A 15,731-nucleotide genomic window follows, 5' to 3' on the forward strand; every position below is an offset into this window, starting at 1 on the left:
CCCGGAACGGGCCTGTCACCCCTGACCACCCCGGTCGTCGGGCAACGCCCCGCATAGTAAACCGTTCCCTGCGCCGGCACGATCCACGCGCGGCAGGGCGAGCCGTTGCATCGCCGTATGCAGCGCATCGCCCTGCAGCGGCTTGTGCACCAGACCGTCCGCGCCGGCGGCGATGACCTGCAGCTCCAGGTCCAGCTCCCGTCGCGCCGTCAGCACCAGTATCGGCAGGCGTTGGCCCTGCTGACGCAGCAGGCGCAGCAGTGACAGCCCGTCCATGCCCGGCAGGTCCAGGTCCAACAGCATCAGCTGGGTGCCGGGGCGGGCCAGCGCGGTCAGTGCCGCCAGCGCGTGCGCGGCATGCACGACGGTGTGACCGCGCAGCCGCAGCAGTGCGCCGACCACCTCGGCCACCAGCGGATCATCTTCCACCAGCATGACCTGAAGGGCATCGAGCGCATCGCCCTGCGGTGCGGTCGCGTGGGGCTCGATCGCCTGGCAGCCTTCCAGCGGGACACTCAGCATCCCCTGCCAACGATGGTCAGGCAGCCGCGACACGCGCAGGTGCCCGTGCATCGCGCCGATCAGCACGTCGACGTCGGCCAAGGCCTCGCGCACCTGCAACGGCGCTGGGGACGGACAGGCCCCCGGTTCGGCGAGCACATCCAGCAGCAGGCCACTGCAGCCTGGCCGCCAGGCGATGCGCAGGGTCAACCGCACAGCCCCGGTCTGCCCTGCCAGCCCGCACGCGAGCAGTTCCACGGCTTGCCGCAACCGGTCCGGGTCGCCCACGGCACTGGCACCGGGCTGCAATGGCGGAGCCAAAACAAGGCGGCAGCCACCCGCCTCCAGACCCCCGGCCACGGCGGCATGTACCTCGTCCCACCACGGACCGATGGCAAAGCCCCGTGGATGCAGCACCACCTTGCCGGCCTGCAGCCTGGCCATCTCCAGCGCTTCGTCCACCACCTGCAGCAATGCACGCCCGCCCTGCTGGATATGCAGCACCTGTTCGCGCGCGCCTGCGGGTAACGGCGTAGCCAACAGCAGTTCGCTCATGCCAAGCACGCCGGTGAGCGGTGTCCGGACTTCATGCCCCAGCGTGGCCATGTAGCGCGCCTTGGCCTGCGCGGCCTGTTCGGCACGTGCCTGGCGGCGCGTGGCCGCCCGCCAGGCGAGCGCGCGCTGCCGCCGCTGCCTCAGCGTCCACACCAGCAACGTGCCTGCACTGGCGGCGAGCAGCCACAGCAACGCCCACGCCCCGGGATGCGCCCAACCGTTGTAGGCCACGTGCAGGTGCACCTGCTGCAGGGCCGACCATTGCCCATCCACGTCACGTGCCTGGAATTCCAGTACATGCTCGCCGGCCGGCAGGCGGGGGAAGCCGCGCGCGCCGCGTCGCCCGGCGCGGACCCATTCGGGGTCTTCGCCCCGCAGCCGGAATCGATACCCGCTCACACCGTCGGGCCGGCCGCTCAGCAGGCGCGCCGACAACTGGATGTCGCGATCATCGGCGTTGAGCTGCAGTGGATCGGTGGAAGGCAGCTCGACCCAGCGCCGTTGTCGGCGCACCTTCACCCGGTCGATCACCAGCGATGCCGGCGTCGTGGCGTCGACCATGCCCGCCGGATGCAAGGCGAGCACGTCGCCGTTGGCCTCCAGGGCGAGCAGATGCACTCCGGCAGCAACCAGGCCAGTATCGAACACCATCAGCGGCAGGCCATCATCGGCGGTGTACAGCCGCGCATTGCCGCGCTCCGGGGCCAGGCGCACCACCCCGCGCGCCGTGGTCGCCCATAAGGCACCATCCGGGGCGCCGCTCAATCCGCGTGGCAACGCGGCCGGTACTCCCTGCGCCGCGTCAACCCGTTGGCTGTGAGGCGGGCGGCCGGGCGCATGCTGGTAGGCCGACCAGCCCTCCGCATCGGCTGCCCACAGCCACCCATCGGAGGCCAGATGCAGCGCGCCGATCTCCCGCCGGCCGCTGCCCGGCACCGGGAGAAAACGGCTGGCCGCCACATGCCACTGTTTGAGACCTTCGCCGTCCCCCAACCATACCTCTCCGCCAGGGCTGCACTGGAGCGCGAGCTCCGCCACGCCCGGACGCAGGCCCGCCGCCGCGTAGGCAGCACTGGCCAGGACGCGGCCATCGCCCGCACGCTGCTCCACGCGGCCATTGCCGGCCAGCCACACGCGATCGCCACAGGCCAGCAACGCGGCCTGCGGCGACGTGCCCGGCGACACACTGGCCGCCCCCACCTGCCAGCGCTGCCGACGCCGGCGCAGCGGATCGATCCGGGTCAGCCACGGCGCCGCGAAGACCCACACCACGCCCTGCGGATCTTCAACCACCACATGGCGATCGGCACGTGCTGGATCCTGTGCATAGGACCACCGCGCGGGGGAGAAGCCCTGCTCCGGCGAGAGACGGGCGAGCGTGCCGCCGCGTGCCCACCATGCGTGTGCGTCTGCCGCCGGGGCCAGGCTGCCTGCCGCACCGGCGACGGGTCCGGCCGGTGCGGCGAAACGCTCGAAGTGCCGCCACTGGGCGCCGAGTCGCCATACGCCCTGGCGGCTTCCCGACAACCAGACCCGCCCCTGCCGGTCCTCGAACGCCTGCCCGATACGCGACACCTCGCGCCCGTGCGGCCGGGGCAGTTGAAGTGCGTGGTGGTTCCGGCCGTGCTGATCCTGCCACCACACCTGGTCGCCATCGCCGAACCAGTCCCCGCCACGCCGCGCCGCGCCGAGCCAACGGGCGGGTGTGCGGTGCCCGGAAACGGGTTGCAAGGACGGCAGCTGCCGCACCCGCGAACCCTCGCCCGTGCTGGAATGCAACCGCCCCTGCGAATCCAGGCCGAGCGCGGTCACCGGCCGAGCGGAAGCGCCGAGCATCGCAGGCGTCTGGAACCGGTCGTGCTGCCACCTGGCCAGCCCGGCGGCACTGCCGATCCACAGGCCGCCGTGCGGATCGGACACGAGCCGCTCCACCCGTGCCGACGGCAAACCACCACCGCCAGCGGCCGGCAGGTACTGACGCAGGAAGTGATCGCGGTCGAGCCGGAACAGACCGGCCTCGCGGGTACCAAACCAGACGCTGCCATCGTCCATGGGCTGGATCGCCAGGATCGGGCTGGCCGCCACCGTGGGTACCGCCGGCCCCGCCCACCGGGCGAACTGCTGGCGGTCAGCGGAAAAACGCTGCAGATAACCGTTGCCGGTGCCGATCCACAGCTGGTCATGGCCATCGAGGGCCAGGCTGCGCACCACGTTGTCGGCCAGGCCGTGTTCCATCCGCCAGATCCGGAACCCGCTGCCGTCATAGCGCGCCAGGCCGTCGCCGGTCGCGAACCAGAGATAGCCCTTACGGTCCTCCACGATCTGATGCACCACGTTGGAAGGCAATCCGTCGACGGTCGTCATCCGTACGCCATGGCTGGGCAGCGCCAGCACCGGAAACGCCTGCAGCAGCCAGACCAGCAGCCCCCACCGTCTCCACCGGCACCCTCGGTGCGGCGTGCCGCTCATGCGCTGCGCCGGCATCTGGCCAGTCCATCGCCCAACGCCGCCCGGCTCACGGGCAGGCGCAGGAACAGCTCGAAGCCGGCCGCGATCGCCTCGCGCTGCGCAGCGGCATCCGCACGCGCAGTCAGTGCTACCCGTGGCACCCCCGGCCACCGCCGCGACAGCCGTGCCCCCACGCGTTCGCCATCGACCCAAAGGGCGGGATCGACCACGATGACGTCCCAAGCCGCACCGTCCGCGGCGGTGGGCGGCAATGCATCCGCGCCGGGAAAGTGGGTGGGCAGATGGCCCAGGGAGGCCAGCATGGCCAGCAGCACCTCGGCGACGACCGCCGAGGGATACACCACCAGCACCCGCAGTGCGCCGGCCGCAGCCGGCCCCGGCGGCGCACACGCTGCAACGATGCCGGTGGGGAGCTCACCGCGCGGCAAGGGCAGCGCCACCTGGAAACAGGTGCCCTGGCCGGGAGCGCTGGTCACGGTGATATCGCCGCCCATGGCCACTGCCAGATCGCGTGAGATCGACAATCCCAGCCCACTGCCGCCGTAACGGGCCGCGGTCTGCGCGCCATCGGCCTGTTCAAAGCGCTGGAACAGGCGCTGGCACTGCGCCGGCGTCATGCCCGGTCCGGTATCGCACACCCGCAGCACGATCCCTTGGCCATCGTGTACGCCGTGCGCCTCCAGCCGCACCGTTCCCTGCGCGGTGAACTTCAGCGCGTTGCCGAGCAGGTTGAGCAGGATCTGGCGCAGGCGACGCGCATCGCCGATGACGCACGCCGAGGCCGGCAGCGTGCTGTGCCACTCCAACGCAAGCGCCTTGCCCTGCGCCACCGGCAGCAGCAGCGCGTGCAGTGCTTCGATCATCCGCTGCAGCACGAACGGTGCCGGCTGCAACTGCAGTTCCCCTGATTCGATGCTGGCCAGATCCAGTGCGTCATCCATCAGCCGCAGCAGGTGCTCACCGGCATGGTGCAGGCTGTTGACCCGGCTGCGCTGGCCTGGCGGAAGCGGTGAGCGCAGCAGCAGTTCGCTCCATCCCAGCACCGCGGTCATCGGCACCCGGATGCGGGTCCCCAGCGTGGTCAGGAAACGGGTGCGCTGCACGGATGCGCGCTCGGCATGCCCCTGCCGGGCACGCAGCCAGCGCCAGCGCCGCTGCCGACCGCGGCGTACGTGGAAGCGCCATCCGCAGAGCCACACCGCGCCCATCCCCGCGGCCGCGGCGGCCCACCGCGCCGGCGGCGCCTGCCACCATGCCGGGGCCACCTGCAATGTCACCCGGCGCACCGGCGACCACCGGCCGTTTCCCTGCCGGGCCTGCACCTCCAGCGTCTGCAGCCCCACCGGCAGACGCTCGAACACGCGCAGCCCGGTGGCATCGCTTTCCTGCCACTGGGCCTCGTGATCCTGCAGCCGGAACCGATACTGCACGTGCGACGGCGCACCGCTGCTGAGCAGCCGCGCGGCAACGCGCACATGCCGATCAGCACCCGAGAGCGGCACCGGGCCGGCGCCGACCGGCAGCGTGATCTGTGCCTTGCCACGGCGAGCAGTGATTGCATGGATGACCAGGCCCGGCGCGCGCTCAGGGCCCCCGACACCGGCCGGATCAATCAGCAACAACCCGCCTTCGTTGACCGCAGCGGCGAGCCGACCGTCGGCGGTGCGCACCAGCCCGTGCGGCAGCACGCCCTGCGCCGGCAGCCCCTCATCGCCGCCGAAGTGGCGCACGCCGCCGCCGTGCGGGTCGACGCGGACCAGGCCACGTGCATCGCCTGCCCATGCAACGCCCGCTGCGTCGACCACCAGTGCGCGTGCCAGCAGACGCGGATACCCGTGCGCAGGGCCGAAGTTGTGCGTCTTGCGCAGCTGCTGGCCATCCCAGCGGTAGCGCCGCAGTACCCCGAGGCTGCTGATCCAGTAGTGGCCATCCTCGCCGCGGGCGATCGCCCCCACTTCGCCGCGCGGCGCTCCCTCCACGACCGCGAAGCGTTCCTGCGCCGGCAGCCAGCGTTTGACGCCGCTGCGGTCGGTTGCCCACAGCCGGCCATCGTCATCGCACAGCAACTGGGGGCCATGGCTCGGCGGCACCAGCCCGAGGGTGTCCGGCGCGGCGGACAACTGCAGCACACCGTCGGCATCGCGTCGCTGGATGCGGTCGGCACGCCCGAGCCACAACGATCCATCGCCGCAGGCCTGCAGATCGACCCTCCCCGCCTCGCCGCCCACGCCCAGCAACCAGTGACGGCGCCCACCGCTGCCCGGCAGATAGCGTGACAACGTATTGCCACTGGCCACCCATACCTGGCCGCGACGGTCTTCGGCGATGGCCACGGTGCCGGAACGCAGGTGATCGGGGCGGTAGTCGATGCCCAGGTCGCTGCGCCCGCTCACCGTGTCCACGCGCTGCAGGCGCCCGCGATCGCCGGCGATCCACACCCGCCTGCCATGGGAGGGCGCCAGGGCCAGCACGTGGTCGCCATCGAGTCCGGGCCAACCATCACGGGCGGCCGCCAGCAGCGTGAACTGGCGCCACCGCGCGGGCAGGTGCCACAGGCCCTCGCCGCGGCCGACCCACCACAGGCCGCCGACCCGGTCCTCCAGGGCATGGCTGACCGCGGCCGTGCTCATCACGGCGCCGGCGTATCCACGCAGCGGCACCGGCTGCGGCGCCTGCCCGCGCGCGTGAAGTCGCAGTCCGGTTGCGCCGGCGCTCCAGAGGTCGCCCGCGGTACTGCGCAGCACCGGCATCGCCGTGCCCTCCGGCATCTGATGCAGCTCGCCATCGCGCCACCGGTACACCCCCTGCGGTGTGCGCACCCACACCCCGCCGTCCGGATCGGGCCAGAGCACGCGCACGTCAACGCCCTGGTCGTCCTGCAGCGGCACCTGGGTGAAACGATGGTCCTCACGCCGCAATGCCCCCGCCGGCGTCCCGATCCACAGCCGGCCCTGGCGGTCGGTGACCAGGGCAGTTACGCGGCGCACGGGGCCGCCGTGCAGCTGCAACGGCACGCGTTGCCAGCGGCCGTCCGGCTGCCGTGCGAACAGGCCGTCGTCGAGGGTGCCCACCCACACCACACCATCGGGGGTGCTGGTGATCTGCATGACGCCGATGCGCGGCAGGACCACCGCGCCATTGCCCGGCACGCTCTGGATCTCGCGGCGATCAGCAGACAGCGTCAGCAGGCCCTGCGAGGCGGTCGCCAGCCAGAGCTGGTCCTGCGCATCCAGATGCAGCGCGCGTACGTCCACATCCAGCAGCCCCTGTTCCCTTCGCCACGCGCGGAAACGGTGACCATCAAAGCGCAGCAGTCCATCGTCGCTGGCGAACCAAAGATAACCGTCGCGGTCTTCCACGACCGCACGCAGCGCTGCGGTCGGCAGCGCATCGGCAGGGCCCAGCGGCCGGGGCCACGGTGCCGTGACGGGATCGCCGGCCAGAACAGGGACCGGCAGCCAGAGCGCGAGACCCAGCATCACCGCAGCCCAGCGATGGCCCATTGATGCGGATCGGCCTCCCCCCACGCGTACCCCGACCGTCCTCTCCTGCATGAACAGCACGGTATGCCGAAGCCACGCGAAGCGGGCTGGCAGGATCTGGACCCGGTCACAGTCCGATCAATCAAATTTCAGATCAAAAAAGAAACTACGAGGCATGGCATTGATCGCACCGGTGCGCGCTGTGCATCGGCTGATCAGTGTCGGGGCGACTTCCCGGCGCGCGCCTGCACGATCGCATCGATCAGCATGTCACCGGTCACCGGCTTGCGCAGGAAACCGTTGAATCCGGCCGCCAGCACCTGCTGCTCGGCGTAGGCATCCGAGCGTGCGGTCACCGCGATCAGGGGCAGCTCATAGCCCATCGCACGCAGTTGTCCCGCGATCGCGATGCCGTCCAGCGCCGGCAGGTCCAGGTCCAGCAGACCCACATCGAAGCGGCCTGCCGCCACCTCGGACAACGCCGCCAGGCCGTGCAGCACGTGCACCACCTCGTGCCCGCGCGAGCGCAGCAGCCCGGCGATGACATCGGCCACGGTGGCATCGTCCTCGACCAGCAGGATGCGCAGCGGCGGCAGTTGCGTGCGCGTGTCATGGCCCGCCTCACGCGGCGTGCCGAGCGGCTGTACGGTCCAGGGCAATGGCAGCGATACGGTGAATCGGGCGCCATCGCCCAGCCGGCTGTCGATCTCGATCCGGCCACCCATCGCCACCGCCAGTTCCTGGCAGATCGCCAGGCCCAGGCCACTGCCACCGTAGCGCGATGCGGTCCGTGGGCCATCGGCCTGTTCAAAGCGATGGAACAACCGTTCCTGCTGGTCCTGGTTGATGCCCGGCCCCGTATCGGAGACCTCGAAAATGATCGCGCGACCCTCCTCGCCCAGTTCGACCCCCAGGCCGACATGGCCATGCTCGGTGAACTTGATCGCATTGCCGAGCAGGTTCATCAGGATCTGCCGCACACGCATCTCATCGCCGCTGACCTGCACTGGACCCGGCAGGTTGAAGCTGCGTTCGAACGCCAGCCCACGGTGGTGGGCCATGGGTTCCATCAAGGCTTCCACCTGCTCCAGCAACGACATCAGATCGAACGGACGCAGATCCAGCTCCAGCCGCCCTGCCTCGATGCGGGCCAGATCCAGCGCGTCGTTGACCAGCCGCAGCAGATGTTTGCCGGCATGCTGGATCGAGCCGGCATACCCCCGCTGCACCTCATCCAGTGGGGTCGACAGCAGCAGTTCGCTCATGCCCAGCACGCCGGTCATCGGTGTGCGCACTTCGTGCCCCAGCGTGGCCAGGAAGCGGCTCTTGGCCTGTGACGCCTGCTCGGCCAACTGTTGTTTGTGCACCGTCAGCTGCCATTGCTGGCGACGGCGCAGGCGCGCACGTGCGACGTACGCCAGCGCGGCGATCCCGATCAGGCCCAGCAGCACATAGCCCACGATCGCCCAGCCACTGCGCCACCATGGCGGGCGAACCTCCAGGTCCAGCGTGCTGGGCGGCGTCCACGCGCCGTGCGGCGTCGCGGCCTGCACCTCGATGCGATAGTGCCCGGCGGGCAGGCGCGACAACAGGCGTTCGCCGTCGGCCGCCTGCATCACCCAGTTCTGGTCATAGCCGGACACCCGGTAGCGGTAGCGGTTGCCATGCGGGTTGGCGAACGACAGCAGGCGCGCGGACACGATCAGGTCGCGGTCCTGCGGGCCCAGCACGATCGGTGCCTGCGGCGGCAGCATCTGCTGGCCCTCGGCATCGTCACGACGCACCTGCACGCTGTCGATCACCAACTGCGATGGCGGCAGCACCATGTCCGCCGCGTCCGGATCGAAACCAACCAGCCCGGTCGCGGTCACTGCCAGCACCCGGCCGTCGCGTGTCTGCACGGGCGGGCGATTGCTGAACTCCACATCCGGCAAGCCGTCGCGTTCGCCGTACAGCCGCAATCGACGTTCGCTGCCCTGCCAGCACACCAGGCCGCGTGGCGTGGTCGCCCATACCTGCCCGTGGCTGCCCAGCGCGAGCCCGCCCATCGACACCGCCGGCATCCCTTCGGCCGCGCCGACGCGTTCGCGCAGGGTCATGCTGAGCCCGTCCCAGCGGTACCGTTCCAGCGCGCCCTGGCGCGCCAGCCAGAGTTCATCCGGGCCGGTCCAGGCGGCATCGTAGATGCTGCCGCGGGAAACCCCGGGCACCTGTTCGAAACGGTCGTTGCGCCACCGCATCAGCCCCATCTGGTCGCCCATCACCCAGAGCTGCCCGCGCGGATCGAACACCATCTGCTCGACCGGATTCTCGGTCAGCCCGCGGTTCTGGTCGTTGCGGATCGTATCGAGCACGTTGCCGCGGGCGTCGCGGCGCTGGATGCCGAAGTTCATGATCGACAGCCACAGCTCGCCATCCGGTGCCTGCCGGATCAGATCGATGCGCTGGCGTACATCGGCGCCACCGCCGATCTTCCACTCGCGCAGTGTGCCGGTGGCCGGCTGGTACAGATTCAGACGGCCCGCGCGACCGATCCACACGGCGCCGTCCTCGCGGGGCAACAGCGACCACGCCGCGCCCACCCCGATCTGTTTGTCGTCGGCGATCTGGCGCAGCTGCCCCTGCACATCGAGACGGTAGAGCCCGTGCGCGCCGGAAATGTAGAAGTCGTCCCCCGCCGCTGCCGCGCCCAGCAGGTACACACTGTCCAACGGCTTGCCGTCGAGCTGGTACCAGCTGGAGAAACGCTTCCAGTCCGGGGGGAGGTAGGCCAGTCCCTGGGTCAGCATCGCCACCCACAGGCCGCCTTCATGATCCTGCAGCATGTCCAGCACGCCACTGCGCGCGGTCAGGAAGCCACTGCCGGCATCACCGGCGAGCAGCCGCGCGGTGCTGGCATCGCCGCGGTAAAGACCATCGGCGGTGCCCAGCCAATAGCCGCCGTTGCGGTCGTGGATCACCGTGGCCGCACGTACATCGGCGCTGAGCTTCCAGGGCGCCGGACGGGCCTGGTCATCGGCACCGATCTCGAACAGCCCGCCTTCGGTGCCCGCCCAGACCGTGCCATCGGGTTCGCGGGTCAGGCGGAACACGCTCTTGCCGCCCAGCAGGGCCGGCGCGATCCGGGTGAAACCCTCGCCATCCCAGCGGGCGACACCGTTGGAGGTCCCCACCCAGACCCGCCCCTGCGGATCGGCCAACAGAGTGTAGATGGTGTTGTCGGGCAGACTGCGCGGATCGCTCGGGTCGGCCTGGTACCTGACCAGCGCCCCGTCTTCGCTGCGCCGGCATATGCCGTGCTGGTTGGTGCCGATCCACAGCGACTGCGCGGCATAGGCCAGCGACCAGAACTGGCCCTCGCACGCCTCGCTCAGGGCGGTAAAGCGGGTGAACGCCGTCCGGTCCGGACCCAGCATGCCCAGGCCAGCACCATTGCTGCCCACCCAGACGCGGTCCAGCGGATCGATCAGCAGTGTTTCCACCTCGTTGCCGGGAAGCGAGCCGGGGTCGGCCGGATCATTGCGCCACACCCGCAGGCCGACGCCGTCCACGCGGGCCAGGCCGTCATCGGTGCCGGCCCAGATGTAGCCCTGGCGATCCTGGGCCAGGGCCAGCACCATGCGCGACGGCATGCCCTCGGCCGCGCCCAGGCGGCGCAAGCGTGGCGTTTCCGCCGATATCCCTGCGGCTTCCAACACTGACGGCACTGCGCACAACCACAGCCCCAACAGCACGATGCCTGCACCCCAGCGGCGCGTGCTCATCGATCCGGTCTCCCTGTTGGTGCGGATTGTCACACAGCGATCAGGACGGTGTCCGCATTCCGGGCCGACGGCCGTGGATGGAACGGGCTGTTTCCGTCCTGCACAGGGAACACGGCACGGGCGCCACGTGCTGTTGTCGGCCGCACCACGATCTGTTGCAGCCATGACGCTGCATCCCATGACACGGCTGTGCGTATGATCGCCCCAGACCCTCATGGAGCCAGCGCCTTGCTCAAGCGCCTGACCCTTTCGCTGCTGTTGTCGGCCCTGCCGCTGCTCGCCATCGCCGCCCCCGACAGCTACCGCCTCGACCCGGTGCATACCCGCGTGCTGTTCGCGGTGGAGCATGCCGGCTTCTCCCACGCACTGGGCACCGTGTCCGGCAGCGAAGGCGTGCTGGTGTTCGACCCGGACGACTGGCGCACGGCACGCCTGGAGGTCAGCGTGCCGATCCAGCGCCTGGACCTGGGCGATGACAAATGGAACAAGGCCACGCTGGCGCGCAACCTGCTCGACGGTGAGCGTTTCCCGGAAGCGCGGTTCGTCTCGACCCGGGTCGAACCGATCGATCCCACCCACGCCAACGTGATCGGCCAGCTCACCGTGCGCGGGGTGACCCGCGAGGTCACGCTGGCGGTCACCCTCAACGCGCTCAAGCGTCATCCGCTGCCGCCGTTCCGCCGCACCGCCGGTTTCTCGGCCACCGCCACACTCAGCCGCAGTGCCTTCGGCGTGGATGGCTGGGCCTCGATGATCGGCGATGAGGTGCAGCTGCGGATCGAAGCGGAGGCCGTGCGCGATCGCAGCGCGAGCGAGCCGGGCGATCCAGCCCCTGCCGATGTGCCGGGAACTCCGGCCCCGCCGATCGACTCAGATACCCCACAGCCGGTCCAGGAGACCACGCCATGACCGCCAAGAACACCCCGACCCGCTGGGGCGGCGTCAGCCAGACCCTGCACTGGCTCATCGCCGTACTGATCCTCGCCCTGGGCATCGTCGGGCTGACCATGGGCGAACTGCCCAAAACCCCGAAGTACTTCTGGGTCTACACCATGCACAAATCGATCGGCATCACCGTGCTGGCGCTGGTGGTGACCCGGCTGCTGTGGCGGCTGTACGCCGGCGCCCCGCAACCGGTGCCGGGCACGCCAACCTGGCAGGAACGCGTCGCCTCGGCCACGCACTGGCTGCTATACGTGCTGATGTTCGCCATTCCGCTGTCAGGCTGGCTGTACGACTCGGCCAGCGGCCTGCGCCCGTTCCGTTGGTTCGGCCTGGTCGATGTGCCCAAACTCAGCCCGCCCGATGAACGTGTCACCCAGATCTCCCACGCCATCCACGAGTGGGGCTTCTGGGTGCTGATCGCGGTGGTCGTCGCCCATGCCAGTGCTGCGCTTTACCACCATTTTTACCAACGCGATGCCACGCTTGCGCGCATGCTCCCGCAGCGCTGGCTTGCCTCCCCCCAGAAGGATTGACCATGAACATCAAGCTCACCTCTCCCGCCGCGGTCGCCGCCGCCCTGGCCGGCCTGCTGGCCACCGCCCCGGTGCTGGCCGCCGATTACGTGCAGGCGCCCGGCTCGGTGCTGGCCTTTGCCACCAAGTACGACGGTGAAGTGTTTACCGGCACCTTCCCCGGCTTCGACACCAGGATCAGCTTCGATCCGGCCAAGCTGGACGATGCCAAGCTGGAAGTGACCATTCCGCTGGCCAGCGCCAAGAGTGGCAACAGCGACCGCGACTCGACCCTGCAGGGCGCGGACTTCTTCAACGTGGGCAAGTTCGCCCAGGCCAAGTACAGCGCCACCAAGTTCCGTTCGCTGGGCAACAACCAGTACGCCGCGGACGGCACCCTGGAGCTGCGCGGCGTCAGCAAGCCGGTCACGCTCACCTTCACCTGGACCCCGGGCGCGCAGCCGGTGCTGGCCGGCAAGGCGACGGTCAAGCGCCTGGACTTCGGTGTGGGCGGCGGCGACTGGGCCGACACCAAGACCATCCCGAACGAGACCGCGATCAGCACCAAGGTCGTACTGAAAGCAAAATAAGCCGCGCCGGCTACAGGTAGAGCCGACCGTTGGTCGGCTGCCGCAACGATGATCCCCCGGGCAGCCGACCAACGGTCGGCTCTACCGGATCCAGGCTTCTACCGCGGGCACGTCGAACGGCCAGTCCAGTTCCCGGCCCCGTGCATCGCGCAGCACCGGTACCCGGAGCCCGTAGCGGGCCTCCAGCGCGGCATCGTCATCGATGAACACACTGTCCAGATCGGCCACCCGGGCCTGGGCCAGCACCGCCAGGGCCTGGTCGCACAAATGGCAGTCATCACGCTGGAACAAGGTAAACACCGGCCCACCCGCCTTGGGAAATGTTGCGCCGCACTCAAGGCTGGCGCCTGCGACAGCATAGAATAGCGCTCCATCCGATACCCGCAGTTTGGCAATCATGGCTGTCAGCACGTTCGACGTTTTCAAGATCGGCATTGGCCCGAGCTCTTCCCACACCGTGGGACCGATGAAGGCTGCCGAACGTTTCGTGCACCGCTGGCTGCTCGATCCGGGCCATCTGCAGGACGTGGTGCGCATCCGCGCCGACGTCTACGGTTCGCTGGCCCTGACCGGCCGTGGCCATGGCACCGACAAGGCGGTGCTGCTCGGGCTGGAAGGCCAGCGCCCGAACCTGATCGATCCGGACATCATCCCCGAGACCCTGGAGCGGATCCGCAGCAGCAAGCGGATCCGCCTGATGGGCCAGCAAGAGATCGCCTTCGACGAGAAGCGCGACCTGGGCCTGAACAAGCGCCAGAAACTGCCATACCACACCAACGGCATGCGCTTCACCGCCTACGGCGCCGATGAGCAGGTGATCGCCACGCGCGACTACTACTCCGTCGGTGGTGGCTTCGTGGTCAACCAGGACGATGCGGCCGATGACCGGATCGTGCCCGATGAAACCCCGCTGCCCTATCCGTTCAAGAGCGGCGACGAGCTGCTTGCGCAGACCGCGCGCAGTGGCTTGAGCATCGCCCAGATGATGTTCGAGAACGAGAAGTGCTGGCGTACCGAGGACGAGATCCGCGAGAGCCTGCGTGAAATCTGGAGCGCCATGCAGGCCTGCGTGGCACGCGGCATCCGCCAGGAAGGCACCCTGCCCGGCGGCCTGCATGTCTCCCGCCGCGCACCGGCGCTTTACCGCGAGCTGTCCTCCAAGCCCGAAGCGGCGATGCGCGATCCGCTGACCACGCTGGACTGGGTCAACCTGTACGCGCTGGCGGTGAACGAAGAAAACGCCGCCGGTGGCCGCGTGGTCACCGCCCCGACCAACGGCGCCGCCGGCGTGCTGCCGGCCGTGCTGCATTACTTCGACCGCTTCTGCCCCGGTGCCAACGAACAGCGCGTGTTCGATTTCCTGCTGACCTCGGCGGCGATCGGCATCCTGTACAAGGAAAATGCCTCGATCTCCGGTGCCGAAGTGGGCTGCCAGGGTGAAGTGGGCGTGGCCTGCTCGATGGCCGCCGGCGGCCTGGTCGCCGCGCTCGGCGGCAACCCGAGCCAGATCGAGAATGCGGCCGAAATCGGCATGGAACACAACCTCGGCCTGACCTGCGATCCAATCGGTGGCCTGGTGCAGATCCCCTGCATCGAACGCAACGCGATGGGCGCGGTCAAGGCGATCAACGCCTCGCGCATGGCGATGCGCGGCGATGGCAAGCACAAGGTCTCGCTGGACAAGGTCATCAAGACCATGCGCGACACCGGCCGCGACATGCAGGACAAGTACAAGGAAACCAGCCGCGGCGGGCTGGCGGTCAACGTCATCGAGTGCTGATCCGCCGCCCCCGGATGTAGAGCCGACCGTTGGTCGGCTGCTCCCGGTCGCATCATCGGCACCCCTGCACGGCCACTCCGGTACAGTCGTACTTCCCCCGATGGAGACCGCCATGCGCATCCTGGCCGCCGCCCTGCTCGCCTGCCTGCCGCTGACCACCCTCGCCGCCGACACCTACGGCCCGCGGCTGGAAGGCTTCGACTACCCCTATCCGGTCAAGATCTTCCGGTTCGAGTCCCAGCGCCAGCCACTGGAGATGGCGTACATCGACGTGCCCGCCGGCGGCAAAGGGTTCGCCGGTACGGTCGTGCTGCTGCACGGGAAGAATTTCTGCGCGGCTACCTGGAAGGACACCATCGCAGCACTGAGCGCGGCCGGCTACCGGGTGATCGCCCCGGACCAGATCGGCTTCTGCAAATCGAGCAAGCCCGAACGCTACCAGTACTCGTTCGGCCAGCTGGCCGCCAATACCGAAGCGCTGCTGGAGCACCTGGGCTACGGTGAGGGCAAGCTGCACATCGTCGGCCATTCGATGGGCGGCATGTTGGCGGCACGCTTCGCGTTGATGTATCCCCAGCGCTTGCTCAGCCTGTCACTGGTCAACCCGATCGGACTGGAAGACTGGAAGGCCAAGGGCGTGCCGTGGCGCAGTATCGATGCCTGGTATGCGGGCGAGTTGAAGACCAGCTTCGACAGCATCAGGAAGTACCAGCTGGACGTTTATTACAACGGGCAGTGGAAGCCCGAGTACGAGCAGTGGGTGCGCATGCAGTCGCGCATGTACGACGGCCCCGGCAAACAGGCAGTGGCGTGGAGCCAGGCGCTGACCTCGGACATGGTGTTCAACCAGCCCGTCGTCTATGAACTGCCGAAACTCACGGTCCCGACCACCTTGTTCATCGGCCAGACCGACCGCACCGCGATCGGCCGTGACCTCGCGCCGCCCGCGCTGAAAGCGACGCTGGGCAACTACCCTGCGCTGGGCAGGGCGGCGGCCGCGGCGATTCCCGGCGCCACCCTGGTGAGCTTCGAGGACCTGGGCCACTCGCCGCAGGTGCAGGATCCGGCCCGGTTCAATGCGGCACTGCTGAAGGCGATCTCACCACACGACTGACCTGCCCACCCCCCCGGTA

9 protein-coding genes are annotated in these 15,731 nt (G+C 69.3%); 5 read left to right on the forward strand and 4 right to left on the reverse strand.

Annotated elements, in window-relative coordinates; all coding sequences use genetic code 11:
- Positions 1 to 15 precede the first annotated feature (15 nt).
- The 3 genes from OC373_RS04740 to OC373_RS04750 form a co-directional block, all read right to left on the reverse strand.
- Positions 16 to 3,420 (reverse strand): response regulator, encoded by a 3,405-nt coding sequence (locus OC373_RS04740; RefSeq protein WP_261997163.1) that lies wholly within the window; start codon positions 3,418 to 3,420, stop codon positions 16 to 18.
- A gap of 101 nt (positions 3,421 to 3,521) precedes the next feature.
- Positions 3,522 to 7,028, reverse strand: coding sequence for a sensor histidine kinase (locus tag OC373_RS04745; protein WP_261997164.1), 3,507 nt, complete (start codon positions 7,026 to 7,028; stop codon positions 3,522 to 3,524).
- Positions 7,029 to 7,222: 194 nt separating this feature from the next.
- Positions 7,223 to 10,771, reverse strand: a complete 3,549-nt coding sequence (locus OC373_RS04750) for an ATP-binding protein (RefSeq protein ID WP_261997165.1) — start codon at positions 10,769 to 10,771, stop codon at positions 7,223 to 7,225.
- Between the two features lie 195 nt (positions 10,772 to 10,966).
- On the opposite strand from OC373_RS04750, the gene OC373_RS04755 reads away from it, so the two are divergent.
- Genes OC373_RS04755 through OC373_RS04765 form a run of 3 tightly spaced genes read left to right on the forward strand, consistent with a single transcriptional unit; the run spans position 10,967 to position 12,818 of the window.
- A complete protein-coding gene (locus OC373_RS04755; protein WP_261997166.1) occupies positions 10,967 to 11,680 on the forward strand; it encodes a YceI family protein in 714 nt (237 codons plus the stop codon).
- A complete protein-coding gene (locus OC373_RS04760; RefSeq protein ID WP_070425720.1) occupies positions 11,677 to 12,249 on the forward strand; it encodes a cytochrome b in 573 nt (190 codons plus the stop codon). Before OC373_RS04755 ends, OC373_RS04760 begins: the two co-directional genes overlap by 4 nt.
- A gap of 2 nt (positions 12,250 to 12,251) precedes the next feature.
- Positions 12,252 to 12,818 carry a YceI family protein gene (locus tag OC373_RS04765; RefSeq protein ID WP_019186059.1) on the forward strand — a complete coding sequence of 189 codons (567 nt, stop codon included), beginning with the start codon at positions 12,252 to 12,254 and terminating at the stop codon, positions 12,816 to 12,818.
- Between the two features lie 81 nt (positions 12,819 to 12,899).
- Here OC373_RS04765 and OC373_RS04770 read toward each other — a convergent pair whose 3' ends face one another.
- Complete coding sequence (locus OC373_RS04770; RefSeq protein ID WP_261997335.1) at positions 12,900 to 13,118, reverse strand: glutaredoxin family protein; 219 nt, start codon at positions 13,116 to 13,118, stop codon at positions 12,900 to 12,902.
- Between the two features lie 97 nt (positions 13,119 to 13,215).
- Between OC373_RS04770 and OC373_RS04775 the strand changes: the two genes are divergently transcribed.
- Both OC373_RS04775 and OC373_RS04780 read left to right on the forward strand, forming a co-directional pair.
- Positions 13,216 to 14,598, forward strand: coding sequence for an L-serine ammonia-lyase (locus OC373_RS04775; protein ID WP_261997167.1), 1,383 nt, complete (start codon positions 13,216 to 13,218; stop codon positions 14,596 to 14,598).
- A 112-nt stretch (positions 14,599 to 14,710) separates the two neighbouring features.
- On the forward strand, positions 14,711 to 15,712 hold the full coding sequence (locus tag OC373_RS04780) for an alpha/beta hydrolase (RefSeq protein WP_070425722.1): 1,002 nt from the start codon (positions 14,711 to 14,713) through the stop codon (positions 15,710 to 15,712).
- Positions 15,713 to 15,731: the final 19 nt, after the last annotated feature.

The organism is Stenotrophomonas sp. Ste96 (genome assembly GCF_024519495.1).
GTDB lineage: Bacteria > Pseudomonadota > Gammaproteobacteria > Xanthomonadales > Xanthomonadaceae > Stenotrophomonas > Stenotrophomonas bentonitica_A.